Source organism: Planococcus halocryophilus (genome assembly GCF_001687585.2).
Classification (GTDB): domain Bacteria; phylum Bacillota; class Bacilli; order Bacillales_A; family Planococcaceae; genus Planococcus; species Planococcus halocryophilus.
This window is the reverse complement of sequence record NZ_CP016537.2, coordinates 673900-700299: the sequence shown is the minus strand read 5'-3', so window position 1 is coordinate 700299 and position 26400 is coordinate 673900. Positions and strand designations below refer to the sequence as shown.

Here is a 26400-nt window from a genome sequence, read left to right as displayed (position 1 = left end):
TTACAAAAATATTTTATTACGATTATTCTACCATATATGGGAGAGATCCGAACGATTGTTTTGCATGGATAATTTGAAAAAGCAATCGAGTCAATTTAAAAAGCCGCCAAACAGAATAACTTCTGCTAGCGGCTTTTACTTGTTTCATTTTTCACCTTAAATAGTAGAGTGGAGCGATTCGAAAAAAACTACCTATCCTTACCACTTGGAATCGATACTTGAAATAACGATCCTTCTCCTGGGGCACTTTCCACCCAAATCGTTCCGCCGTGTGCGTCGACAATCCATTTGCCGATTGCTAAACCAAGTCCATGTCCACCTTCTTTTCGCGTCCGTGCTTTGTCTGCTCGGTAAAAGCGTTCGAAAATATGCTCCTGGTCGGCAGCTTCAATACCAATGCCGGTATCACGTACGGCAAGTAGTAAAGAATCGCTGCGCATTTGCAATGTGACAGCGACACTGCCGCCTTCTGGTGTGTAATTAATCGCGTTGTCGAGAAGAATCGATAGCAACTGAATTAGTTTATCGCAATCTGCGTATACATTTACTTCTGCAGGTGCTTCTATTGTTAAATCGATTTTTTTAACAGTAGCTCTTGCCTTGAAAGATTCTATTAACTGTTCGCTCGCCGGAGTTAAATTGCACCAGTTACGAATCAGTGCGTTGGCATCTGGTGAATCCGCCTGTGCTAGTGTCAGCAAATCACTAACCAATACGGTCATTCGACGAACTTCATGTTTTAACCCATCCAAAATACGCCCGGTAAAAGAGTCTTTTTCTTCCCTCTCCATTTCAAGTACTTCTATAGAAGATAAAATAGTGCTCAGCGGTGTCCGCAACTCATGCGATGCGTTCGCTACCAATTCACGTTGCTGGTTATAGCTCCGCTGAACCGGAACAAGCGCCCGCTTTGACATGATATAACTAAGCACAATTCCGAGACCGATAAAGAGAACAGCTAGCCCAGTAAGTACGATGACCGCCCAACGGAAAATCCGTGTGATATTGGAAATGTCGAGACCGATATACATCGTACCGACAACTTCGCCGTCAACCTGGACCGGACGTGCAAGAGCGAGAACCGTAAAATCAAAATTTTGGAACTCACTAAAGTCAGGATTTTCCAGCGGAATCGTGATGGTCTCTTGTCTAATTTCTGTTTCGTTAGGAGTCCAACTAGAAATAAGGTTCAAATAAAGTGGCTGTAGCTGGTCGATTCCTTCATTAGATACTACAAGTTCACCTTCTGCTGTTTGTACATAATAGAACAATTGATTTTCTGCTAAAAATTGCTGTCGCGGCAGTCTTCTTGTGGGAGCAGTTGCGCCAAAGGTTTCTCTTCGGAGTTCCGCTATTTCCTGTTCGGCAAGCTGTCTTAGTTCCCTCTCTTGTTCAGTAAAGACGACTTGGTACAAGATAAATAACACAATCGCTACAAAGAGGATTAAAAAGACGGAAAAAATGCCGCTGTAAAACAAGGTCAAACGTTTATGCGTTGAACGAAAGACATCTGTCGTTTTTTTAGCCTGCTTTGTTCTTTTGTCACGCTTCAATTTTATACCCCACTCCGCGAACCGCTTTGATAAAATCCTCTTTGCTGGTGCGGTTGATTTTCTTCCTTAATAACTTCACCGTAGCATCAATCGTTTTTAAAGACACTTCGGCATCAAGTCCCCATATGCGGTCGAGTATCAACTCACGGGTCAGCACTTGTCCACGATTTACTACGAGCAGTTCAAACAACTGAAACTCACGTGGTGTAAGTAAAATCTCTACTTCTTGATAGTAGAGCGTATGACTCGTTCGATTTAGCAACAACTCGCCAAGCATCACCGTTTCTTCTCGGATTGGCGCACGCGTACGTCGCGTTAGCGCATTGAGCCGCGCCCATAATTCTTCAATTTCAAACGGCTTTACGATATAATCATCCGCTCCGGCATCAAGTCCTTCTACTCGGTCCGGCACAGCCCCCTTGGCCGTCAACATCAATACCGCACCGCTATAACCCGCTGCTCGTAAATGTCGACAAACTGATACGCCATCGCCATTTGGCATCATCCAGTCGAGAATGACGACATCATAAAAAGAGGATTGCGCATAAGCAATGGCATCTTCACCTTCTGTTACCCAGTCGACAACAGAAGCTCCTTTTTTCTTTAATAAATGAACAACCAGTTCACCAAGGCGGTCATCATCTTCAGCTAGCAGCACTTTCATGTGAATACCCCTCTCTCAAAAATCCCTTTTATCTTTTTTAAAAATAACACACCTTTAAGAAAAACAAATGAAAATTCTTTTTCAATTTCACTAAACTTTCACTAACCCTCTTTATAGTAAGCAGTGTAAGATATCACTTCAAAACTTAGGAGGAATCGTAAATGAACAAAAAAATATCGTTATTACTTGCTACAAGTGCATTATCAATTGGAGTTGTAGGATCCCCAGTGGGCCCCGTATTTGCATCAGAAACAACAGAAACTTTAACAGAAAACGCAACTGAACAAAGCGCAACAACTCTTTCAAAAGATAAAGGAGAGCGCCGTAGTCCATTTGCCGATTTGGATGACGAAACAAAAGATCAAGCAAAAGCAATCCTAGATGAACTCCAAGACGACACAATTACAAAAGAAGAAGCTCAAACTCAGCTTGAAGCACTTGGTATTGAATTGCCTAAGATGGGCGAACATCAAGGGAAAGGCAATCGTCACGGCAATCCATTCGAAGATTTAGATGAGGAAACTCAAACTCAAGCAAAAGCGATTATGGATGAACTAAAAGATGGCACGTTAACGAAAGTAGAAGCTCAAGCTCAGCTTGAAGCGCTTGGAGTTGAACTTCCTAAACAACGCGGCGGCGCTAAATGGCACCATTGAGAGCGTGATAATACGGACAACGAAACTTCTGATGTAGGCTTATAAAAAATAAGAAAACTTGGTACCTTTGGGTGCCGATTTTTTTGTGGAGATATGGTTTGCGAGTTTACATTATGAAAGTATAGCTAGAAAAATCGATTGAATTCTCTTACTGAACTACTTTGCTTATTTCCCCTTTCTTTTCCAAAACATTCTTCAGTCTCTTTAAATTGTTAAAAGCTAACCAAAGATATATAATCCAAGTAGTCTGACAATTCGAAGATGAGGAGGATTAGCGTGAACAAAACGGCTGTAGAAACTTTATTTGTCAATCACTTCGTAGATGGTATTTTGGATCCAGAAAAAGAGATGTTGGGACCTGTAAAAGACGGAGGGTATATTATTGCAAATACGGCTCCTGGTTGTTGGGGACCGATGATGACGCCAAGCATTAAAGGAGGACACGAAGTTACAAAACCTGTTTATGTCGAAGGTGCAGAACCGGGTGATGCCATTGCGATTCGGATTCAGGCGATCACTGTAACTTCCCAAGCAACAGCGTCTGGAAACGACCAAATGATAGAAGATCGTGCAGATGGTGATGGCTATGTGGCAGCGAAATGTCCAGAATGTGGAACAAAAAATCCAGAAACCGTTATCAAAGGAATTGGCATGGAAGCCATCCGCTGTGCGAATTGCGGTGCAGATGCCACTCCATTTATTTTCACGAATGGCTATACCATGTTCTTTGGTGAAAATGGTGATGTTGGCCTCACTTTACCACAAGGCGCAGCGGAAACGATTGCAGAAGCTGGCCAGTTTTACATGAAAACTCCTGAAGCATCTATTCAAAATCCAGTCGTCACGTTTGCACCACATGACCTTGTTGGCACGATGGCGCGTATGCGTCCCTTCCTCGGCCAATTAGGCACGACGCCTTCACGACCAACACCAGATTCCCATAATGCTGGAGATTTCGGTTCGTTCTTGGTTGGTGCCACTCATGACTATAAGAGCACTCAAGAAGAGTTGGAAACCCACCGAACAGACGGTCATTTGGATGTTAACCGCGTGCGTGCTGGCGCTATCCTTATTTGCCCGGTTAAAGTCGCAGGTGGTGGTATTTATCTTGGAGATATGCACGCCATGCAAGGAGACGGTGAAATTGCAGGGCATACAACTGACGTTTCAGGAATAACGCATCTTCAAGTTCATGTTCTCAAAGGATTGAATATTAAAGGACCGATTTTGCTGCCAAATGTCGAGGATTTGCCATATACCGCAAAACCATTCACAGCGGAAGAAAAAAGATCCGCTCAGCAAATTGCGGACAATTGGAACGTTACCAAAATAGAAGAATCCTATCCCGTTTCGTTTATCGGATCTGGACCAAACTTAAATGACGCTACCGATAACGGCTTAAAACGCGCCGCTGACTTTTTCGGCGTGACCATCCCGGAAATCATGAATCGCTCAACGATTACGGGCGCCATTGAAATCGGTCGCCATCCAGGTGTAGTGACGGTAACATTCCTCGCCCCAGAACCGTATTTAACGAAAACTGGCTTACTTGATCTGGTCAAAACTCAATACGGATAATACAAAAATAACCGCCACTCCAGAAAAGGAGTGACGGTTTTTTTGATCACTTGTGAACGTTAATGCTCTCTGTAATCCAGTCTGCTTTAGTTGTTACTTAATCTTTACTTCTCTACAACTTCACCTTTAAAAGCTGCTTGGTAAATCGCGAAAATGTCTTCTCTTTCTAATGGCATTGGACTTCTTGCTAAAATTCTCTTTTGCTTAATGCCGTCATCCGCAAGACTATCCAAAGCGTCTTCTTGAATGCCGAATTCTTTTAATGACAATGGAATTCCTACATCAGCCACTAATTTTTTCAGCTCGTCAATGCATTTTAAAGAAGCTTCTTCTTGAGACAACTGATTCGAACTAAAGCCCATCGCTTCTAAAATATCTTTCATTCTTTTTTCGCAGCTTTGGCGAATATAGCCCATGACGTACGGCAATAAGACAGCATTCGATTCACCATGTGAAATGTGGAATTGCCCGCCTAAAGGATAGGCTAACGCATGAACACCCGCTACGCCCGCATTGAAAAACGATAAACCGGCCAAATAGCTTCCATAGCTCATATCCATACGCGCTTCTTTATTTTCTCCATCTGCTACAGCCGTTCGGATAGAGCCGCTAATTAAACGGATTGCTTGCAAGGCAAGTGCATCAGTCACTGGGTTCGCATTTTTAGACACATAGGCTTCAATTGCATGTGTTAACGCATCGATCCCCGTAGCAGCCGTTACTTTTGGTGGCAACGATGTTGTTAATGCCGGATCCACTATTGCCACGTCAGGTAATAGATAGTCGTGAGTTACCACATCTTTCGAGGATTCCAACGACAGCACCGATATATTGGTCACTTCTGATCCTGTTCCAGATGTTGTGGGGATCAATATTTTTGGTATGCCTTTATGAGTTAACGTACGACTCCCCGTTAAGTTCAAGTAGTCAGCAACTTTCCCTTCATGTGTTGCGAGAACTCCGGCCAATTTAGCTAAATCGAGCGCACTTCCTCCGCCTAACCCAATCACCAAATCAAATTTATGTTCTCTCGTGAAGGCTACTAATTTCTCACCAACTTCTAAAGGAGGTTCCGGAACCACTTCTGTATAAACAGTTGTTTTCCACCCTTGTGCTTGAAGCGGTTCAATAATTTTATTGGTCATCCCCAATTCTTCTAAGAATGGATCTGTCACTATTAAAATGTTGCTGGCATTTAAGCGTTCTACCTCACTTACCAAATGATCTAATGAATCCCAACCTGTATAACTGATCGGCACAAACGTAATTTTGTTTGACACTCTAAACACTCCTTTTCAAATATCTTACGTGTAAAAAGGATTTTTTTAAGATTGATTCCAAATGACGAGTTTCATCTCAGTCATTTCTTCAATCGTATACTTCAGTCCTTCTTTACCATTACCACTTTCTTTCACTCCACCATATGGCATTTGATCCACACGGAAAGTTGGGATGTCATTGATGAGTACGCCGCCCACTTGCAGCTTTTTAGATGCATTGAACGCGGTCTTAATATCATTGGTGAAAATAGCAGCTTGTAAGCCATAATCGGAATTGTTGATTTCACTTATGCCTTGTTCAACTGATTGGATTGGGTTGACGATTACAACAGGCGCAAACACTTCTTGGCACGAAACTTTTGAGTCAGCAGAAACTTGTGTAAGTATGGTCGGTTGGAATACTCCATCTTCAACTTTCCCTCCAATAACTAACTGGGCACCTTCAGCAACAGCTTCTTGTACCCACATTTCAGCTCGCTGTTGTTCTTCTTTAGAAATCATAGCTGAAATTTCTGTTGCTGGATCCAGTGGATCTCCAACTTTCAGTTTTGTCGTTGCTTCTTTAAAACGAGTGAGAAACTCTTCGATTAAGCTCTCCATTATATAAATCCGCTGCAACGAAATACACACTTGTCCTTGGTTTGAAAAAGATCCGATTACAACCTTTTCAATCACCGTATCCATGTCTACACCTTCGTCAATAATAAGCCCTGAATTTGAACCAAGTTCTAACGCTACTTTTTTCAATCCGGCTTTGTCTCGAATGCCTTTACCCACAGCGGGGCTCCCTGTAAAAGTAACCATCTTCACTTTTTCACTTTCAACTAAAACGTCACCAACCGTTTTCCCACTGCCGGTCACCAAATTAAAAGCACCTTTTGGTAAATCTGTTTGGTCCAATAATTCTGCCAGTAAAAAAGCAGATAACGGTGTTTGAGAAGCTGGTTTTAAAACCATCGTATTTCCTGAAGCAATAGCCGGTCCAATTTTATGCGCAACTAAATTTTGTGGAAAGTTAAAAGGTGTTATGGCAGCGACAACGCCTACTGGTTCGCGCAACGTATAGGCTAAGCGATTGCTTCCGCCTTTTGCTGCATCCATCGGAACCATTTCACCAGTTAAGCGCTTTGCTTCTTCTGCTGCGAATTTATAAGTTTCAATCGTGCGATCCACTTCGCCTAAAGCATATTTTAATGGCTTTGCGGATTCTAATGAGATAAGTTTTGCTGCTCTTTCTCTATGTTCGATAAATAGTAAAACCAATTGTTCAAGAATTTCTGCCCGTTGATACGCCGTCAAATTTGCCATTTCTTCACTAGCGTTTGCAGCAGCATCAATAGCATGTTCAACATCTCTTTTTGACGCTTTTGGAATGTCTCCAATTTTTTCATTTGAATATGGTGAAAACAGCTCAACATAGTCAGTGGTCTCTACCCATTGCTTATCAATATAAAGATTCTTTTTCATGCGGTACATCCTTTCTTTTATAAAACAGAAGTTTCTTCTTTAACTTGTAAAGGTACATCTTTCGTGAACGTTTTGTCTGTCTCATTTTTAAAGAAGTCTTTACCGTAAATTAATAAGCATAAGACAATTCCTATCGCAAAGGCCCAAGCTGCTCCTTTGATGACCAAAACCGCTCCGATAATCCCCGCGATCCCTAAGTCACTTTGGCTTCTTGCTTCTAAAATACCAACTTTCACACTGACATAGCCTTGAATAAGAAGTGTTAAAGCAAGTGCTACACCTAGAATCGGTTGAACTAAACTAACAATCGGTAATAATAATAACCCGGTATTAGTCCCCCAACGGAATGAACCAGCACCACCAATAAAGGAATCCATCGCTTTTCTTCCGTCTTTAAAACGTTGAACAAGTACTACTTGCATAGCAGCCCATAACGGACCTGCCATCGTAACATCGGGTCCAAGGATACTCATTGCAGAATTTCTTGTTCCAAAAATCAAGTGCGCACGATTCGCATTGTAATCAATTTTTTCGTCTTCACGAGATAAATCTGCTTCTTTTACCAAAGCTTTTGTTTGCAATACGTCACCAAACAATACGATATAAGCTGCAAAAACAGTTGGAATGCCTGTAATAAACAACATTAATGGTGGGAAACCTAAGCCGAAAACCGTGTAACCACTCCATAAACCGATGAAATCGGGAGAACTAATTCCCCATTCAATGGCTGGCCACGGAGCTTCACCAAACAGTGGTGCAATAACAATTGCGATAATAATGATTGGGAAAATGCCGAGCTTGCCGATTGTGCCCCAGAAATTATTCGTCAATTTAAGCTTGGTGAAATGTTTAGAGAAAAGTAAATAAAAACCGATTCCTACAGCAATCGAGATCGTCCAAGGATACGTTTCAAAACGGCCACCTACTTCGAAAATAGAAGCAACTGCAGCAAAACCAGCGCCTAATATAATACCTGATCTAATCGCAGATGGAATACTTGATACTACTTTTGAGGCTAATCCTGTAGATCCTAAGAAAATGGCAAACAACCCTAAGGTCAATTGAAATGCGATTAAAGCATGTACCCTTTCTGGACCTTCTGGAAATTGAAGACAGTACAGCATAATGAGTGGAATGGCTGGTGTAATCCATCCTGGAATCGTTGGATCACCTAGAAGATGATGCAATAAATAAAAGACGCCATTTAACATGACAATCGCTAAAGCAACTTCAAATGACATTCCGAGTAATTCTATTAATAACGGAATGGCTGCCAAATCAACCGCACACATCAATAACCCTTGAACATAATCTGGCCATTCGAACCGGTAATGAATAAACGGCAAACGAATTTTAAACGGTCCAGCTGGTATAAACGGCGATTCTTCACCAAACTTTCGATTTTTCCATTTCATAACATATCCCCTATCTCTTTGTTAGTATCGTTATTTACAAATCCCCTTAATCCCCTGTAAAAAATGGAAGCGTAACCATTTGTGATTAAAAAAATGGTTACGTAACCATTTAACTTAAAAAAAGAACTCATGCCTCCTTTTTCTTTTTAATTATTGTCTTTCTTTCAAATAGTCTAACAGCTTCTGTTATTTGAACACAAGGTTTATTTTTTTGTTGGATCATCTTAATAAGCTTTTCAATCGCAATTCGACCTAAATCGATAGGTGAAGAAATACCGACAGTCGTTAGATTAATCGAGGCATGTTGCCCAATTTTCACGTTATCAATTCCAATAATACTAATGTCTTCTGGCACTTTATAACCTGCAGAAATATAAAAATCCATCATTTGTATGGCAATCGCATCTGTCGCCGCGCAAATTGCAGTGGGCTTTTCTGAAAGCTCTTCTAACTTCAAGAAAGTTTGATACAAATTTTCTTTACTTGTATTTCCGATGAATATTTTTTCTGGATTTATCGCTGTATTATTTTTTTGAAATGCTTTTAAAAACCCATCATAACGGCCTTTAAAAGTGCTCATTTCTGTCGGACCACCTATCCAACAAACCTCATCATGATTAAGTGAAAATAAATAATCCGTCGCCAAAAAGCCTGCTTGTTCGTTATCCATCTCTACGAAATTTTTATTGCTTTCGTGTTTTCTGTTGTACAAAATAAACGGAATTCCTGATTTCTCTAACTTCGCAAAAACCGGATCTTCTAATAACACCGATGACAAAATGATGCCATCTACTTTTTTTTCAAAAATAGCGTTATAAATCTCCTCTATATTTTCGTCATTAGAAAAATGGACGTTTATTTTAAATCCATGTTCATTTGCATAATTAACAATGGATGTGGTCGTTTCAACAAAAAAAGGATTGTACAAAGGCCCAGAAATTAATGCGATTGTATCACTTCTCTTTTGTACGAGAGACCGCGCATTACCATCTGGTATATAATTCAATTCATCAATTGCGGCCATTACTTTTCTATATGTCGGCTCTTTTACTAAATTAGGTGTATTTACTACGCGTGACACTGTCGTTTGTGAAACACCCGCATACTTTGCCACATCTTTTGACGATACCATTTAGACTCTCCGACCTTTCTCTACAAATTCTACCTAACTTTTATTTTATATGTATTACTTAAACCTAGTTGATTTCCAAGAGATTTTCAACTTAAATCGAATTTTTTTCTCGTTTATATTTTATAAACAATAATACTAGTTGTCGCTTTACTCTAGCTAAAAAAAATGCAGCACTTTGCGATAGATCATCACAAAGTGCTGCATATAGTAGTTATGAAATTATATGTGCTGTTAGACAGTTTTTAACTTAAAGACTTCTCGTCTTTCAACCAAGTCCGCCGTATTTGTACGGTATTCTTGGTAATGATTAGACGCAACATGGCTTTCTAACGCGTCTTTGTCTTTCCACGTTTCGTGAAGGACAAACGTGTCGTCTTCAATTGATTGATGGAGAACATAGTTTAAGCAACCCGCTTCTGCTCGGGAAGCTTCTAGAACTTTTTTCAATTCCGTTAATAATTGATCTTCCATGTTTTCTTTTGGCTTTAGAATCGCAGTAATAACGATTGATTCCATCATTTAGTTGTCCTTGTTGTTTCTTTTATCTAAAGCTTTAACCAATTCGTTTGCTAATTCTTCAGCAGAAAACGGGTCGCGCCCAGTTACTAATTGCTCATTGCCCCATACCACTTTATTTTCAGCGCTATAATTAGCTACTTCGTTCATTTTTCCTTCTAAGCTGAACGGCAGAATAGCAGGAAGGCCTTCAGGTTCAACCGCTTCTGGATAGCCCGTTACGTCTAAGCCATCAATGATGCTCTTGCCATCTGGACGCATCGTCCAAATTAATGGAGCCGGTCCGTGGCAGACAGCTGAAACGATGTTTCCGTTGTCGTAAACCGTATTGATAATGTCACGCAGCTCTTCACTTTCAGCCAGGTCATACATAGCCCCGTGACCTCCAACGATGAATACCACGTCGTACTCTTTTGCATTAACATCTGAAAGAGCTGTTGTGTTGTCTGCTAATCCTGATTCATACAGTTTTTTGTATTTGCCTTCAGGATCATAATCTTCGCTGATGCTGACTTTATCAAGCGTCGGTTTGCCGCCTAGTGGTGAAGCTAGATCCATTTGATGTCCTGCTTTTTCTAAAATCTCCATCGGTGCAAATAACTCTTCGGCCCACCAGCCAGTTTCGTAATTATTTTCTGTGTCTTTGTGTCCACTTGATAATACTGCTAATACTTTTGCCATGTTTTGTTTCCTCCTCTGATTGATAAATCATCCTAATACTAGTTGTTCCCGAATGCTTTTATGTTTAAACAAACTGACTAGAAGGACAACTTATTTAGATCAATCGGTTTGGAAGAAAACAAAAAACCGCTTAGAGGAGTATTATTTCCTTTGAGCGGTGATCGTTATGGTTTGAGTTACAGCTTGTATTGGTTGTATTTATGCGCTTTTAATAATCATCGTCGAAACCTAGAAAAATGAAAATCATAAGTTCATTTAGTTCATATTGTATCTCTTTTCACATTTCAACTTTGTAATTGATAGATCCATCTTCGAGTTGATTATAAGAGATGCCTTCACTGTCTAGAAGTTCTCGTAATGCACTGCTCTTTCTTTCTAGAAGTGCGTTTTGCTTTTCAACAATTCCAGAAAGCTCGGTATATTTCACATTTGATTCTTCTGTTTTCAGCACGTTTGTTAGTTGATAAGCTAGTTTAAATTGTTCATCAAGATATGAAGTGTATTGTAAGAACCGGGCATCTTCTGTTTTCATACTCTTTTGCAGTTGAAACAGATTTTTTTGAGCTTCTTCAATATGAAATGGCGTTAAGGTTTTTTCATTATATTGATTCATGAGTTTCGTTGCTTCAGCAGTTAAAGTCATCTCAATCTCTGTACTCGCTTGAATAAATTCGTGAACTTCTATCTGTTTTGTAGACAATAAGTTAGGTAATCCATTCCCCGGCCATACCCAAGTAGACAGTGCGAACACATTCCAGAAAAGCACGATTAAGCTAATTCCACCTCCAATTTGTAGAAGTGGTTTTTTGTATCGCTTTTTTGGCTTTTCACTTGTAAATCGCTGGTCCCTATAGCTATAAACATCTTTTTTACGAGATTCTCCCCGCTCCAATTCTTTCATGTGTTTACGAAATTGCTTTTGTCGATTGTTTAGCATCTGATCCTCCCGAGCTTTTAGATAGGTAAATTATATCAAATAAATCCCTTAATTATACTAAATTAACTAAAGATTTTTTAAATATTGTCTTTTATTCACATGACTAAAATCTCTAATCAAATAAAAAAAATTACCGAAGATTGACCACAACTCACTCACACAGGTAGGCGTTTGCCTTTATCCACATTCCAATTTATGCCACAATGGAGAAAGACACTTTAAGGGGGAACTATGACATGGCAGATTTAAATGCAATGATGGCATGGACGTTTACACAAGAAATTGACGTGCCAGATTCGGTAAACGACTTATTGATTGCTGGTGAAAAAGCACAAATCGCCTACAAAACGATTCGTGACACAGCGGTAGTAACGAATAAAAGGATTATTATTTCCGACAAACAAGGTATAACGGGAAAAAAAGTCGAGGTTTATACAATCCCTTTTAAATCAATTACTATGTATTCGTCCGAAAATGGCGGTACATTCGATATGAACACCGAGCTCGAGCTTTGGACAACGGCCGGGAAATTCAAATTGAACTTGAATAAGAAAGTGGATATTCGCAAACTAGACAAAGTTATTGCAGAAGCAATTCTATAGAACATTCAAAAGGCGTTGGAAGAGGATCATTCCAACGCCTTTTTTCTTTCGATAACCGACAGGTATTTCCCCATCGCTATTTACTTCTAGCATAAAACCACAACTAAATGCCCCCCCTGCTTTTACCTAAAAAAATGCAAAACCCATACTAGCGAAGGCGCGCAAACGGGGTGGGCGAAGCTAGAAGACAGGTGTTTTTCCTGGCTTCTGGCGGGAGCCATCCCCAAAGCGTCCGAAGTGATTTTCACAACTAAAAACTGCCCCACCCTTGTTAGACACAACTAACAAGGGTGGGGCAGTTTAAGATGATGGAATGATTCTATTCCACCACGTTTTTTTCTTTTGATAATCAACACGTAATTCGTCATCGCTTTTTCCTTCTAGCATAAAACCATAACTAAATAGAAACAAAGCCCCTGCTACTTCCTAAAAGAATACAAACCTCACACCAGCGAAGGCGCGTCTACGGGCTAGGCGGAGCCAAGAGACGGGTGCTTTTCCCGGCTCTTGGTGTGAGCCATGCCCAAAGCGACTGGAGCGATTCTTTTACAACAAAAAACTGCATCACCATCGTTAGACACAACTAACAATGGTGATGCAGTTTTTATTGATGAATAATTCCTTAATTTACATTCGCAAGCTAATACCTGGCCCGATTGGTAGCCCCGTCAATGCGAAGATGATCATCATAATAACCCAGACCCCAAAGAAAATCAGGCTGTATGGCAACATCAACGAAATCAGCGTACCAAGTCCCGCTTTTTTGTCGTATTCGCGCATAAAGGCGAGAACGATCAAAATATACGGATTAAGCGGCGTGATGATATTCGTTGAAGAATCGGCAATACGGAACGCCAATTGAACAAATGCTGGGTGGTAATCGAGCAACATGAACATAGGGATAAAGATTGGCGCCATCAACGCCCATTGTGCAGAACCACTGAAAATCAAGAGATTCAATACTGCAGCGAGAATACTGAAAGCGACCATGACCGGCAATCCTGTCATATTAATGCTTGTCAGGAATTCTGCACTGTTAACAGCTAACCAAATACCGAGATTACTCCAATTGAAATAACTGATAAACTGGGCTGCCGCAAAAATAAGTACGATATAGCCTGACATGTCTTTAATAGCATCCGTCATATAAGCAGGAACATCTTTAGATTCCGTAATTTTCTTCACTGTGACGCCGTAAGCGACAGCAACCGTGATGAAGAAGAAAAGAATAATCGGCACAATGCCGGATAAGAACGGTGACGGAATGATGCCGCCTTCTTCATTTCGAACTGGAGAACCTGGTAAGAACACTAACAAAGCGATCAAGCCAATATAGACAGCTGCCGCGATTAAGGCATTTAACAACCCTTTGTTTTCTTGCTTTGTCACGGGTTCGAATGTTTTATCCATTCTACCTGTATACTTGCCGAGGCGCGGTTCGATCAACCTCTCTGTGATGATTGCCCCAACAATTGCCATGATAATAACGGAAGCGCTCATGAAATACCAGTTATCAACTGGTGTGACGACAAACGTCTCATCAATCGTTCGTGCAGCTTCCGTCGAAATCCCGGATAGCAATGCATCTGTTCCGGTGATCAACATGTTCGCTGTAAATCCAGCGCCCGTTCCAGCAAATCCAGCTGCAAGACCGGCGAGCGGATGTCTACCTACTGAGACAAAGACCATCGCAGCAAGTGGTGGAACTAAGATAAATGCGGCATCTGATGCTAAGTTACCCATAATACCAGTAAAGATCACCGCGTATGTAATCAATGATTTTGGTGCATTCAAGATAGATTTCTTAATAGCCGTTTCCATCAAACCAACACGTTCAGCCAAACCAATACCGAGCATCATGACAAGTACAAGGCCTAGTGGTGCAAAGCCGGTGAAGTTATTGATGGTTTCTGCGAGAATGTAACGAATTCCTTCACCTGAGACAATGCTTCGAATCGCCATTTCTTCACCGGTCCCTGGGTGGATGACGGTCGTACCAAGCGAACTAACTAACCATGAGAGTAAGACAACAAACACTGCTAAATATACAAAGATAAAGAATGGATCGGGTAAGCGATTGCCCCATTTCTCAATAAAGTTCAAAAACCCTTTTTTGCCTTGTTCTTCTGTCGGTGATGTCATTCCCATTCCTCCTCGTTTAGTTCTCTGAACCAAATAGTAAACGGTATAATTTCCGCGGACGTCCTCTTCGGCCAGATTCTTCTCCTGAAACTTCTGCTACGCCAACACTTTCAAGTTCTGTCAAAATTCTGCGTGCATTGCGTTCGGTGCTGTTCATCCACTGTGATAATTCCAGTGCGGTGATTTCTTCTTTTGCGTAATGGCGAGATAGCGATTCAATACGTGCGACAACGGTTTGACTAATCGCTGCGTCTTTTAGTGCTTCTTGCCATTTTGCTTCACTGCTGCGACGGCTATAGCTGAGCTCGTTTCCTAGTGAATTGATCTCCGTCACTTTTCCGCCTTCGTCAATATTGATAACGACACCGTTCTCTTTTTCTCGGGTATAGTCTAATGCCAATCTGACGTTTTGTTCGGAGTCCGTGACTGTTCTGCCGTAACCAACACCAATGCGGACGTGCATATTGCTGTTGGCAAAAATTTCTTCTTGTAACTCTTTCAAATGGTGGAATTTGCCGTATAGCTCTAGTTCACCTCGTGTTGTATAGATGAAATAAATCCCATTCCCCATACTCACTTTCGAGCCTTTCACTTCTTCAGCAAAATCGATGAGCACGCGATTGGTGGCGAGCTCTTGCCGTTCTATTTTGAAAGGCGTCTTGCGTTGTTGCGCTTGGCTTGGGTACATGATTTCGATGCCGATCATCGCCAATTGCTTCATCCGGTAAAGATCCGACAAGCTTCTTTCTTTAATAACTGAAATGGCTCGATGCGCTGCCAGTTCCGATACGCTGACCCGGTAAACTGGCACGCCTCTTTCTTTTAAGGCATTATACGTACTGTGGACACAAGTTAGCGCTGCCTGTATTTCACCTGAACGATAAAGTGCCTCGTGATAATTGACCAACTCTTCGGCAGGAATATAGCCGAGTTCTGGAGCCGTATGAATTTTCACCTTTTCCAAATCAAAGTCTTTCAGCATTTTCAATACTTCTTGACGTGGAACCGAATCGAGGCTAATGCTCGACAAAACCACACCTTCTTGCATAATCGCATCCAGCATTGTCCCGAGTAAACTCGACCCATGCAGCAAAATATAATCCGCGTGGTCGGCATCAATTACCTTTTCTTTTAATGCGAAATGATAAGGCGCAGGACCTGAAAAAAGCCAATGTCCAATACGTGCTGAATTTTCATTAATAATCTCTTTTGTTTCTTCAGTCTGCTGGTAAATGAACGGAATCAATTCGATGCCGTCTAAACTGCCGGCCGCTTTCATCGTTTCATTAACCGAATCTTTTGGCCCGATTAACCCGACTTTCACGATTTCTGTCATAGCGCCGTTGCCTCCATCAAATAACGGGCTAAAAGCTCTGAACCCATCTTCAAATCTTCAGCTGCTGCATATTCATCTGGATGATGACTCAAGCCGCCTTTGCAAGGTATAAACAGCAATCCGCTCGGCCATACTTGTGCCATATTCATCACATCGTGTCCCGCGCCGCTATCCATATGATGTGCCAAGTAAGCTTCTTGGTTGCCAGCATCAACTAACTGCTGGGCTATATTTTCATCAAGCAAAACAGATGGATTATCGACCAACACTTCGATGGAGATGGATACGCCTGTCGCTTGTTCAATACGTTCTAATTCGCTCCGTATCGCGTCAGCCATTTTCGTTTTCAACCCATCATCAACGCTGCGAATATCGACTCCGGCAATAACAGTTTGCGGAATCACATTCATCGAGTTTGGCGAAGACGTTAATGTACTAACTGTCGCTACTAATGGTTTCTCGTATACATCATTTAGTTGAAGAGCTGTATCTTGAACAAATGAAATAAAAGGAGCCGCTGCTGCTAAAGCGTCTTGTCTGCGATCCATCGGCGTCGTGCCCGTATGTCCTGCTTTGCCGCTAAACGTAACGGCTAAGCGAATCGGACAAGCAACGCCTTTGACGATACCGTAATTTTTTTCATGTTCGTTTATATGCATGCCTTGTTCAATATGTAGTTCAACAAAGCTTTTTAGCTCTTCTTTCGAGCGTTTTGCTTTGGTCAAATCATCCCAGTTAAAGCCTTGGCTTTTAACCGCTTCTGCAAGCGTCGTGCCGTGTTGATCGACAAGCGTTCCAATAGAAGAATCCAATAATCCACTCATCGCTTTACTGCCAATTGTCGATACGCCGAATCGCGAGGATTCTTCCGAACGAAAACAAATCACTTCAATCGGCCGCTTTGGTTTAAAATCGGCTTCTTTCAACAATTTAACTGCGCCCAGGCCACATACAACGCCCGCTCCTCCGTCAAATGCGCCACCGTTTGGCACCGTATCAAGATGAGAACCTGTAGCTACCGCCGCATTTTCGCCGCCTGGAACTTCCCAACGCGCGATGATATTTCCTGCCGCGTCTACTTCCACAGCCAAGCCTAGCTCTTTCGCAATGTCTTTAAAAACTTCCATCGCGCTTGTTTCTTCCGATGTATAGCCTTCTCGCGTAAATCCTTCCGGTCTAACCAATGCATTAGTCATATTCATCCGTTGTAAATGTTCAATTAGCCAGCTATTCACGTAATCCGTCCTCCTTTAGCAAATAATCCGTTGTACGTATTAGCGTTTCCAATCCAGCAAGCAACGCCTGTTCTTCATAATCAAAACAAGGATGATGATGACCTGCAGGTAACGGACTTGCAAAAATCATAAATGTCGCTTTTCCGCCTTGTTCACGGACGCGCTCAATCATATACGTAACATCTTCTGAAGCTCCCACTTCCAAATGCGGAACAATCTTCAAGCTTGTTGACGATGCACATGCTTTTTCTACGACTTTAGCAAAATTGTGATCCGCAGCTGTCGAAACCGACCTTCCCATGTGTTCTAGTTCCAGCTCGACATCGTATAATGCAGCACTCGCCTGTAAAATACGCGTTGCATTTTCTTTCATGTAAGCATCCAAATTATTGGTCTCACCGCGCGTCTCAATTTCCATTAACGCTTTGTCTGCAATGACATTGCGCCCGGCTCCAGCATGCAACGTGCCGACATTGATACGGGTAATTCCATCTTTATGGTTTGCAATGCTATGTAGATGTAATGCAGCAGATGCTGCAGCTAATAAAGCGTTGCGTCCTTCATTCGGTTCTAATCCAGAATGCGCCGACTTACCAATGAATTTCGCATTGATTTTGGAACTGGCCAAAAATTTTGATGTGGTCGCAGCGACTGTTCCTGCTGGTAAATTGTGAATACCGACATGGCCGCTCATAAAATAATCAATGTGATCAAGCCAACCTTTATCGACAATCGCTTTTGCACCGCGTCCACCTTCTTCTGCAGGCTGGAACAAAATCGTATATGTGCCGCTTAAGTTGTCTTTTCTCTCCGATAAATATTTTGCGAGTCCGAGACCAATTGCCGCATGACCATCGTGCCCGCAAGCATGCATCATTCCCGCAATTTGAGAACGAAACTCCAGTTGTGCTGGCACATGGTCAGCACAATCTGCTTCTTGAATTGGCAATGCATCAATATCAAAACGATAAGCAAAGTTCAGTCCCGGTCGCCCCGTATCGAGTACGGCTGCAAATCCAGTATGTCCGCCTTTCATCTTTTCAAGAAACTCAGGTGGCACGCCTTTTTGGAGCGCCCGCTGTTCATTTTCCGCGAGCATTGGATCACACGGTACACCCATGCGCTCTGCGCTTGTTAAAAAGTCCGTTCCATAAAAAAGTGAAAATCCTTTTCCTGCTAATTGTTCGCTCAACTCATAAGTGGTTACATATTCCGCAAAACCGATTTCAGGATACTGATGTCGTTTGCGTCGTTGTTCAATCACATACGGCTCAATCTCTTCCATAAATTGTTTAATGGAATTTGCCATTTCTGTTCCTCCTATTTATTCAATTCGGTTAGCACATCAAGCGCTGCTTGGGTCATCAACTCTGTCCCAATCGACAAAGCTTGTTCATCGATCATAAAGCCAGGGTCGTGAAGCGGTTTTTGATGTTCTCCGACCGAAGTGCCTAACCAGTAATAAACCCCTTCGTACTTTTTCAAGAAACGGCCAAAATCTTCTCCGGCCATACTGCCGATCACTTCTGGTGTGCCGCCATCGCCTAATTGGTGTTTTGCCGACTTCCGGACCACTTCAGCCCAACGTTTTGTATTGATCGTTGCCGGGTAGCCATCCGAATAGTCGATTTCACACGAACCGCCCATCATTTCCGCGGCTCCTTGAACCACTTCATGGAAACGTTTTTTTAATAATTTCTTGGTGTCGTCTGAAAGAGAGCGAATTGTCCCTTCAAGCACTACCGTGTCCGCTACAACATTGTAACGATAGCCCCCTGTGATTTTCCCAATCGTGATCACGCCTGAGTCCATCGGGTTCGCATTCCGGCTAACAATCGTTTGGATCGCAGACATTACTTGGTTTGCGATAATAATCGCATCGACGGTTTGATGAGGCATCGATGCGTGTCCGCCCGCTCCGTAGATCGTCACATGGAATCGGTCAGAATTCCCCATGATGGCTCCGTCTATGACACCAACTTGCCCAGCCGGAAGACCTGGCCAAACATGTTGTGCGATTAAAACGTCCGGTTGGTACGTATCAAAAACACCATCTGCCATCATTTGCTCCGAACCACCCGTCGGTGCATTTTCTTCAGCTGGCTGAAAAATTAGTAACACGGTTCCAGCAATATCGGCTTTCTGGTCTTGCAATAATTTTCCGACTCCGAGCAACATTGCCGTATGCGCATCATGACCGCATGCGTGCATTTTGCCATCGACTTTAGACTTGAACGGCACATCCGCTTTTTCTAAAATCGGTAAGGCATCGATATCAGCACGCAACCCAACTGTTTTTCCCGGCTTGCCGCCTTTAATCACACCCAGGACACCTGTTTTTGCATATCCCGTAGAATATGGGATGCCATATTCATCAAGTTTCGCTTGTATTTTTCGAGAAGTTTCCGTTTCTTCGCCACTCAATTCAGGGTTCTCATGAAGATCCCGTCTAAATGCGCGAATCTCTCTAAACAACTCTTGTGTTTGCTTTTTCAACACTGTCACCTGCTTTTCTATTTAAGGAAATAAACCTTAATCATTCCGTTAATAAAGATTGTACACTATTCTACTTATTAAGCGCTACTTTAATTTTGATTGTTCTGAATATAAATTCAATGAAAAAGCAGCTCCTCTGTTACGCGGAGCTGCTTTTGGTGGGGGTGATATTTTTTTAAATTCGGAGTAAAAATCGTGCTGTATAGTCAGAATCGTTTAGATTTTTTCTTATACAGGGACAAGATTTAATACTCTCAGGACTGGGTTAAAGGTATTACGTATTAGGCCATTTAAATTCACCATGAAAATACTTTTCCTTAAGTTGACTTAAATCGTATTCCCATTCTGTTATAGCATAGTGGGATTGTTGATCACTGCTTTTCTGCTTCTTCTTTATCCTCACATTCGCACTGATAATAGTAACTATTTTTCTCAGTCCCATTACAGGAATTGCTTTTTTAAGCGTTTCCCACCGTTCCTTTCTTGTAGATCCTGTAATTCGATAGCCCATCTTATTTAAATCACTTTGTTCGCTGAATAAAGGATCTGCAAGCGGAGTATAAGATGAAGATAGTTTCGTACCCATTATTTTTTTATGAATGTTTCAAGTACAGTATCTTCGATAATATTGACTTTATATCGATAAATAGAAGGCTTAGATAAATCGTTTAATGCTGTTAGGTCAGTTGAAACAGACTCACTTTCAATTGAGGAGCTATTATAGTATGTCTTTTCACGCTTTTTCTTTTCATCGGCCGCTGATAAATCTTTTCTCACTTGTAACAAGGTCTCTTCCCATTCGTCCTCTTTGAGTCGTTTAGGTACAACAAACTTCACCGTTTCAGTTTTCGGTTTTTCCTTTATTACAGATTTTGCAGTTTCATAAGTAGGTTTATTTTTTTGTATTTCTAAATCTAAATGAACTTGAAGTTGTAACTTTTCCTCCTCACTCTTTTTCAACTTTTCTTTAAGCTCTTGGAGTTTTTCTTCTTGTCGATTTATTACATCTTTTTGATTTCCAATTGTTATTTCATACTCTTTTATTATTTTATTTACTTCTATTTCAGTTGCCAAAACTGTTTCTATAATTCTCGTTTTAAAATCCATAGCTGATTTCCTTCCTCTACTAAATGGATATATTATACAAGTACTTTCATCATAGCATAGGGCCAACTCATGTAGATCAGCAAAATTATTAAGACCCAAAATTTCCGCTATCTTTGTTACCTTTTTATTTCCTGGAATACCTATTAATAATCTGAATATTTACATAATTAAGAAAAAGATGTTATCATGAAGATGTTTAGCCAACTTACTATATGCCATTGGATGTTACGCATTCGAAAGGAGGAAAAGTAGTGACGATTTTCGAAGAAAAGAAACCTGCAGTATCGTTAGAACTGCTCAAATGGATGTATGAACAGATGGTGAAGATTCGCTATTACGAAGACCAAATGGCGGAAGTGTACATGGAAGGAAAAACGCCAGTATTTAATATTGGCGCGGGTACAGTGCCTGGTGAAATGCATTTAGCTACAGGTCAAGAACCCGCTGCAGTTGGCATGTGTGTTCATTTAACAAAAGAAGACACCGTCACGGCTCCCCACCGACCGCATCATCACGCCATTGCCAAGGGTGTGGATTTAAAGAAAATGACCGCTGAAATTTTCGGAAAAGAAACAGGACTTGGCAAAGGCAAAGGCGGACATATGCATTTGTTTGATCCAGCAGTGAAGTTCTCGTGTGGCGGAATTGTCGGTGCGGGTATTCCTCATGCAGTTGGAGCCGCCATGACCAGCAAAATGAAAGGAAAAGACTCAGTTGCCGTTGCCTTCATTGGAGAAGGTGCTGCAAACGCCGGCTCTTTTCATGAATCTCTTAACCTTGCAGCTGTATGGAATTTACCACTGATTGTTGTCGTGGAAGATAATTCATACGGCATTTCTGTGTCTAAAAAAGCATCCACTTCTGTCGCATCCAATGATTTACGAGCTTCCGCGTACGGAATTGCTGGAGCTTATGTTAAAGACAACGACCCTATTGCGATGTATAAAGCATCTGAACAAGCCGTTGCAAGAGCCCGCAGTGGTCAAGGTCCTACCATTATCGAAATCGAAACTTATCGCTATTTAGGTCATTTCCAAGGCGACCCGGAATTGTACCGGGATGAAACGGAAGTTCCCGGACTTCGTCAACTCGACCCAATTACAAAATTAAAAATGATGCTTTCGGAAGCTGAAAATGTTAGCGATGCTGATCTTGAAGAAATGGAAACACGCGCTAAACAGCAAGTTGATGAAGCCTACCAATTCGCGAGAGACAGCAGTTATCCTCAACCAGAAGCCGCATTAGAAGACGTCTTTAATTCATAAAAATAGAAAGGAGCCGATTTAGTGTGGAAACAGCGAAAAAAAGAATGTTAACCGGGAACAAAGCGATGGCTGAAGCAATCTCGCAAGAAATGGAAAATGATCTGACTGTTTTTGTATTAGGAGAAGATATCGGTAAGTACGGAGGCATCTTTGGTTCGACACAAGGATTGATAGAAAAATTTGGTCCTGAACGCGTTCTGGATACACCCATTTCTGAAACAGCCTTTATCGGGGCGGCTATTGGAGCTGCAGCTGAAGGCATGCGGCCCATCACAGAATTAATGTTTGTCGATTTTTTTGGTGTTTGTATGGACCAAATCTACAATCAAATGGCCAAAATCCAATACATGTCTGGCGGTAACGTTAAACTGCCGATGGTCTTGATGACTGCGGTTGGGGGCGGCTACCGTGACGCAGGACAACACTCGCAAACTTTGTATGCAACTTTCGCTCATATGCCAGGCATGAAAGTCGTGGCACCGTCCAATCCGTATGATTTAAAGGGAATGATGGTATCAGCCATTCGCGATGATAACCCCGTGGTCTTCATGTTCCATAAATCACTTCAAGGACTTGGATGGATGGAACAACTTGACGTCGCCGTCGATCATGTACCCGAAGAAGCTTATACGGTGCCATTAAACAAAGCCAAAGTGGTCCGCGAAGGAAAAGACATTACCATCGTCGGCATTCAAATGATGACGCATTATGCAGTAGAAGCGGCCAAACGTCTTTCAAAAGAAGGCATCGAGGCAGAAGTGATCGATTTACGGTCACTGGCACCGATTGATAAAGACACCATCATCGAATCCGTGAAGAAAACGCATCGCCTTCTCGTGGTCGATGAAGATTACTTGTCTTATGGAATGACTGCAGAAGTTTCGGCGATTGTTGCTGAAGAAGCCTTTTTCGAAATGGAAGCGCCAATTAGTCGTATCGCGATTCCAGACGTCCCTATCCCTTATAGTGGTGTCCTTGAAGACTTTGTCATTCCAGGACCCAACAGCATTTACGAAAAAGTTAAAAAAATAATGGAAGACGCTTAACAGGAGTGCCGGAGGTGTCAGGATGATTGAAGTTTGTTTGCCCAAGCTCGCAGATGACGTGGATGAAAGTTTAATGGTGTTGTGGTTTGTATCCGTTGGTGATTTTGTCGAAAAGGGTGCGCCGTTAGTAGAAGTACAAACTGAAAAAGCCGTCTCTGAAATAACCGCTGAAAGCAGCGGAACCATTCAAGAAATAAAAGTAAAACGTGGCGATTCTGCAAAAATTGGTGACGTGCTGGCAACGCTTGATCCGGATGGGGCTGCAGATGAAAAAATAGTGGCTCAAGATGAATCAGCTGCGACTGCAACAAATAATGAAACCGATTCTAGTGCCCAGGAGTCGAGTAGCTTTGTGCGTGTATCGCCTAGATTACGCCGCCTGGCAAAAGAACTGGGTGTTGATTTGGATGCTGTAAAAGGCAGCGGGAAAAATGGCAGTATTACAGAAGAAGATATTCGGGATGAATCAGGGCTTTGAGAGTTCCGTCCGTGTTGAAGTATTACTGCATCAACATTCATAGCACATGCAAAAAGCGGAGCCCAACACAGGCTCCGCTTTTTTGATCTATCGAATTAATATAATTCACGTTGTCAGTTGCTCTACCCGTAACTTCTACGTAATGGCTCTGGTTATTCGACTTACCATCTTTAATGCCTTGATAGAATCCGGTTACGACCGTCCCTTACACTCACCTAACTCAGTGATTTGTTCTTCTTTAAATTTCTCCACACTTATTGCCGTATAAGTTAAATGCGCATCAAACGCATTGCCCAAGTAGTCCGCTAACTCGTACTGCGTAATGGCTTCGCCGTGAAGGTTGTATATTTCTGAATTATGCTGATCTTCTATAAGCATTTTCGCGTAAGCATAAGCCAATTCAGTTCTTGTCGTGTAGCCACATTTGCTATCGCCTGCGCAACTTCGAATGCCACCTTCTTGAATATAAGGGTCAATATATTCGACATCGGGTTCGATGTATATTCCACACAAGGGACACGATTTACTCTACATCTTTTCTCAGCCACTTCGCGGTTGCGGTTTCCGCCCCAAGCATCTCTTCTGGTGTCCCTTCAAACAACAATTCGCCGCCTTTTTTACCTCCACCTGGACCCATTTCGATGATCCAGTCGCTGGCAGCGATAAAGTTGAGGTTGTGTTCAATGATGATAACCGAGTTGCCTTTGTCCACCAGGCTTTGGAATACTTCTAATAAGTGAGCGTTGTCTTTTGTGTGGAGACCTAATGACGGTTCATCCAATAAATAGATTTGTCCTTCTTTTTTCAAGTGACTGGCTAGTTTCAGCCGTTGCACTTCTCCTCCACTTAAAGAACTTGTCGTCTGCCCTAATGTTAAGTAGCCGAGTCCTACATCTTTTAAGGTATCTACTTTTTTGACGATTTTCGGCATTTTTAAATAATGATTGGTTTCGCCGATCGAAAGTTCCAAAATTTCTACGATGTTTTTTCCTTTGTAGCGATAAGACAATGCTTCATCTGAATACCTTGTGCCCCTACACGCTTCACATGTGACTGTCACGGGATCCGCAAACGCCACATCCGGCATCGTGACTCCTTTCCCTTCACAAACTGGACAAGCACCTAATGAATTAAAACTAAACAATCCTGCAGGCTGTCCTGTCTCTTTAGAAAGAATCGAGCGAATATCATCCATAATGCCCATATAAGTAGCGAGCGTTGATCGACTAGACGTGCCAATACTGCCTTGACTGACCGAGATGGTTTCCGGATAGTTTTCTGTAAACGCACCAAACAACAACGAACTCTTACCAGAACCCGAAACGCCACATACAGAAACCAATACATTCTTTGGAATCTCTATACTTATATCTTTTAAGTTATTGTCAGAGGCGTTTTTGATTGAGAAGCTATTTTCTACTCCTCTCGGATTTTTATTGAGGGCAACCTTATGATCTAAATTGGTTATGGCTGACACTTTCTTCAAGCCTGCCTGCTCTCCTTGATAAACCACTTCGCCGCCGCTCACTCCCGCTCCTGGACCCATTTCGATGATTTCATCGGCTGTTTTGATCACTGCTAAATTGTGCTCAATCACTACTACCGTATTGTAATCGTCTCTTAAATTCTCGAGCATTTGTGTTAACATCTCAATTTCTTCAGGATGAAGTCCTGCACTCGGTTCATCGAAAATATACGTAATATTATTCAAACTGCTGCCTAAATGACGGGCAATTTTTACGCGTTGCGCTTCTCCGCCAGACAAAGTACCCATTTTACGAGCCAAACTCAAATAGCCCAGTCCCAAGTCCACCAATTGCTTCACATTCGGAAACGCTTGCTGGGCAATTGATTTGCCGACAGGATCTTGTATGTGCTCTAGTTCCCCCAGCAATTCCGTCAATTCCAACTGATCGTATTGCGCGATATTATAGCCATTGATTTTGCATGCCAGTACTTTCGGATTTAACCCCGAACCTTCGCACGTCGGACACAATCCGTGCGACGACACTGCCAACACATCTTCCGGCGAAGTTTTTTTCAGTTTTGTGAGGTCTCGATTAATGTACAGCCGAATAAACCTCGGGATAATGCCGTCCCATTCATAGTCTTGTGAGCTATCTTTTGTGTAATACGTGCCGAATGCGCGTTCACCTTCTGGAGGTCCGTATAGCAACAGGTTGTACATGTCTTTCGGAAAATCTTTTATCGGGATATCCGGTTCAAACAATCCACCATCGACCATCCACCTACCTTGCCAACCTGGAGGAGACAGCGGCTTAAATTGCACGGCCCCTTCTCTGAGAGATTTCGTGTCATCGATTAATTTATGGATATTTGGTGCAATGACTTCTCCGTAACCGCCGCATTCCGGACATTTGCCAAAAGAACTCTCACTCGTAAATTCGGCTGCTGAACCAATTGATGGACTACCAATTCTTGAAAATAACAAACGAATCAACGGATCAATATCCATATAGGTCCCAACAGTGGAGCGGGAATTGCCGCGTATCGGTTTTTGCTCCACCACCACAACCGGACTTAAGTGCTGCATCAAATCGGCATGGGGCCGCTCGTATCTCGGCATTTGATGCCTGACATACAGCGGGTAGTTCAATGTCATTTGTCTTCTGCTTTCTGTTGCTAATGTATCAAACACCACTGAACTTTTTCCAGATCCCGAGAGACCCGTAAACACATTGATTTTTTCTTTTGGTATATTCAAATCTATATTTTTTAAATTATTTTCTTGAAGTCCTCTTAAAATGATTTCATCTTTTTTATCTGCCATGTCGACATCCTCCTTTTTCAATC

General features: G+C 42.0%; 24 protein-coding genes. 6 read left to right on the top strand and 18 right to left on the bottom strand.

Annotation, left to right across the window (positions count from 1 at the left end):
- Positions 1 to 188: 188 nt before the first annotated feature.
- Entirely contained in the window at positions 189 to 1553 is a 1365-nt protein-coding gene (locus BBI08_RS03545; RefSeq protein WP_065528496.1) for a sensor histidine kinase, read from the bottom strand.
- Entirely contained in the window at positions 1543 to 2217 is a 675-nt protein-coding gene (locus BBI08_RS03540) for a response regulator transcription factor (RefSeq protein WP_008496572.1), read from the bottom strand. Before BBI08_RS03540 ends, BBI08_RS03545 begins: the two co-directional genes overlap by 11 nt.
- Before the next feature lie 161 nt (positions 2218 to 2378).
- Between BBI08_RS03540 and BBI08_RS03535 the strand changes: the two genes are divergently transcribed.
- Positions 2379 to 2873, top strand: a complete 495-nt coding sequence (locus BBI08_RS03535) for a hypothetical protein (protein WP_065528495.1) — start codon at positions 2379 to 2381, stop codon at positions 2871 to 2873.
- Positions 2874 to 3149: 276 nt separating this feature from the next.
- A complete protein-coding gene (locus tag BBI08_RS03530) occupies positions 3150 to 4451 on the top strand; it encodes an acetamidase/formamidase family protein (protein WP_008496570.1) in 1302 nt (433 codons plus the stop codon).
- Between the two features lie 104 nt (positions 4452 to 4555).
- Here BBI08_RS03530 and BBI08_RS03525 read toward each other — a convergent pair whose 3' ends face one another.
- The 7 genes from BBI08_RS03525 to BBI08_RS03495 all read right to left on the bottom strand — a co-directional run bounded on the left by BBI08_RS03525 (position 4556) and on the right by BBI08_RS03495 (position 11879).
- Positions 4556 to 5731 carry an iron-containing alcohol dehydrogenase gene (locus tag BBI08_RS03525; RefSeq protein ID WP_008496569.1) on the bottom strand — a complete coding sequence of 392 codons (1176 nt, stop codon included), beginning with the start codon at positions 5729 to 5731 and terminating at the stop codon, positions 4556 to 4558.
- A gap of 45 nt (positions 5732 to 5776) precedes the next feature.
- Positions 5777 to 7198: an aldehyde dehydrogenase family protein gene (locus tag BBI08_RS03520; RefSeq protein ID WP_008496568.1), complete on the bottom strand. Its 1422-nt coding sequence runs from the start codon at positions 7196 to 7198 to the stop codon at positions 5777 to 5779.
- Between the two features lie 17 nt (positions 7199 to 7215).
- Complete coding sequence (locus BBI08_RS03515; RefSeq protein ID WP_008496567.1) at positions 7216 to 8613, bottom strand: hypothetical protein; 1398 nt, start codon at positions 8611 to 8613, stop codon at positions 7216 to 7218.
- Positions 8614 to 8740: 127 nt separating this feature from the next.
- Entirely contained in the window at positions 8741 to 9745 is a 1005-nt protein-coding gene (locus tag BBI08_RS03510; protein ID WP_008496566.1) for a LacI family DNA-binding transcriptional regulator, read from the bottom strand.
- A 231-nt stretch (positions 9746 to 9976) separates the two neighbouring features.
- Complete coding sequence (locus BBI08_RS03505) at positions 9977 to 10264, bottom strand: putative quinol monooxygenase (protein WP_413783000.1); 288 nt, start codon at positions 10262 to 10264, stop codon at positions 9977 to 9979.
- A complete protein-coding gene (locus tag BBI08_RS03500) occupies positions 10265 to 10942 on the bottom strand; it encodes a type 1 glutamine amidotransferase domain-containing protein (RefSeq protein WP_008496564.1) in 678 nt (225 codons plus the stop codon).
- A 277-nt stretch (positions 10943 to 11219) separates the two neighbouring features.
- Positions 11220 to 11879 carry a hypothetical protein gene (locus tag BBI08_RS03495; protein ID WP_065528494.1) on the bottom strand — a complete coding sequence of 220 codons (660 nt, stop codon included), beginning with the start codon at positions 11877 to 11879 and terminating at the stop codon, positions 11220 to 11222.
- 236 nt (positions 11880 to 12115) lie between these two features.
- Between BBI08_RS03495 and BBI08_RS03490 the strand changes: the two genes are divergently transcribed.
- Positions 12116 to 12481 (top strand): PH domain-containing protein, encoded by a 366-nt coding sequence (locus tag BBI08_RS03490; protein ID WP_008496560.1) that lies wholly within the window; start codon positions 12116 to 12118, stop codon positions 12479 to 12481.
- 627 nt (positions 12482 to 13108) lie between these two features.
- Here BBI08_RS03490 and BBI08_RS03485 read toward each other — a convergent pair.
- The 7 genes from BBI08_RS03485 to BBI08_RS03455 form a co-directional block, all read right to left on the bottom strand.
- Positions 13109 to 14623: an AbgT family transporter gene (locus BBI08_RS03485; RefSeq protein ID WP_008496559.1), complete on the bottom strand. Its 1515-nt coding sequence runs from the start codon at positions 14621 to 14623 to the stop codon at positions 13109 to 13111.
- Between the two features lie 16 nt (positions 14624 to 14639).
- Positions 14640 to 15959 carry a helix-turn-helix domain-containing protein gene (locus tag BBI08_RS03480; protein ID WP_008496558.1) on the bottom strand — a complete coding sequence of 440 codons (1320 nt, stop codon included), beginning with the start codon at positions 15957 to 15959 and terminating at the stop codon, positions 14640 to 14642.
- On the bottom strand, positions 15956 to 17194 hold the full coding sequence (locus tag BBI08_RS03475) for a M20 family metallo-hydrolase (RefSeq protein WP_008496557.1): 1239 nt from the start codon (positions 17192 to 17194) through the stop codon (positions 15956 to 15958). Before BBI08_RS03475 ends, BBI08_RS03480 begins: the two co-directional genes overlap by 4 nt.
- Positions 17187 to 18503, bottom strand: a complete 1317-nt coding sequence (locus BBI08_RS03470; RefSeq protein ID WP_008496556.1) for an amidohydrolase — start codon at positions 18501 to 18503, stop codon at positions 17187 to 17189. Before BBI08_RS03470 ends, BBI08_RS03475 begins: the two co-directional genes overlap by 8 nt.
- Before the next feature lie 11 nt (positions 18504 to 18514).
- A complete protein-coding gene (locus BBI08_RS03465; protein WP_040850462.1) occupies positions 18515 to 19690 on the bottom strand; it encodes a M20 metallopeptidase family protein in 1176 nt (391 codons plus the stop codon).
- Between the two features lie 274 nt (positions 19691 to 19964).
- Positions 19965 to 20276, bottom strand: a complete 312-nt coding sequence (locus BBI08_RS03460) for a hypothetical protein (protein WP_040850459.1) — start codon at positions 20274 to 20276, stop codon at positions 19965 to 19967.
- Positions 20276 to 20797, bottom strand: coding sequence for a hypothetical protein (locus BBI08_RS03455; RefSeq protein ID WP_065528492.1), 522 nt, complete (start codon positions 20795 to 20797; stop codon positions 20276 to 20278). The genes BBI08_RS03460 and BBI08_RS03455 overlap by 1 nt, the downstream gene beginning before the upstream one ends.
- Positions 20798 to 21102: 305 nt before the next feature.
- Between BBI08_RS03455 and BBI08_RS03450 the strand changes: the two genes are divergently transcribed.
- From BBI08_RS03450 to BBI08_RS03440, 3 genes are read left to right on the top strand one after another with little or no spacing between them, the layout of a single operon-like run.
- Entirely contained in the window at positions 21103 to 22062 is a 960-nt protein-coding gene (locus BBI08_RS03450) for a thiamine pyrophosphate-dependent dehydrogenase E1 component subunit alpha (protein ID WP_051041670.1), read from the top strand.
- A gap of 44 nt (positions 22063 to 22106) precedes the next feature.
- Entirely contained in the window at positions 22107 to 23108 is a 1002-nt protein-coding gene (locus tag BBI08_RS03445) for an alpha-ketoacid dehydrogenase subunit beta (RefSeq protein ID WP_418312500.1), read from the top strand.
- 22 nt (positions 23109 to 23130) lie between these two features.
- Entirely contained in the window at positions 23131 to 23586 is a 456-nt protein-coding gene (locus BBI08_RS03440) for a biotin/lipoyl-containing protein (protein ID WP_008496550.1), read from the top strand.
- A 192-nt stretch (positions 23587 to 23778) separates the two neighbouring features.
- On the opposite strand, the gene BBI08_RS03435 is transcribed toward BBI08_RS03440, so the two are convergent.
- On the bottom strand, positions 23779 to 24099 hold the full coding sequence (locus tag BBI08_RS03435; RefSeq protein WP_008496549.1) for a Rossmann-fold NAD(P)-binding domain-containing protein: 321 nt from the start codon (positions 24097 to 24099) through the stop codon (positions 23779 to 23781).
- A 10-nt stretch (positions 24100 to 24109) separates the two neighbouring features.
- Positions 24110 to 26377 carry an ATP-binding cassette domain-containing protein gene (locus tag BBI08_RS03430; RefSeq protein WP_065528490.1) on the bottom strand — a complete coding sequence of 756 codons (2268 nt, stop codon included), beginning with the start codon at positions 26375 to 26377 and terminating at the stop codon, positions 24110 to 24112.
- Positions 26378 to 26400: the final 23 nt, after the last annotated feature.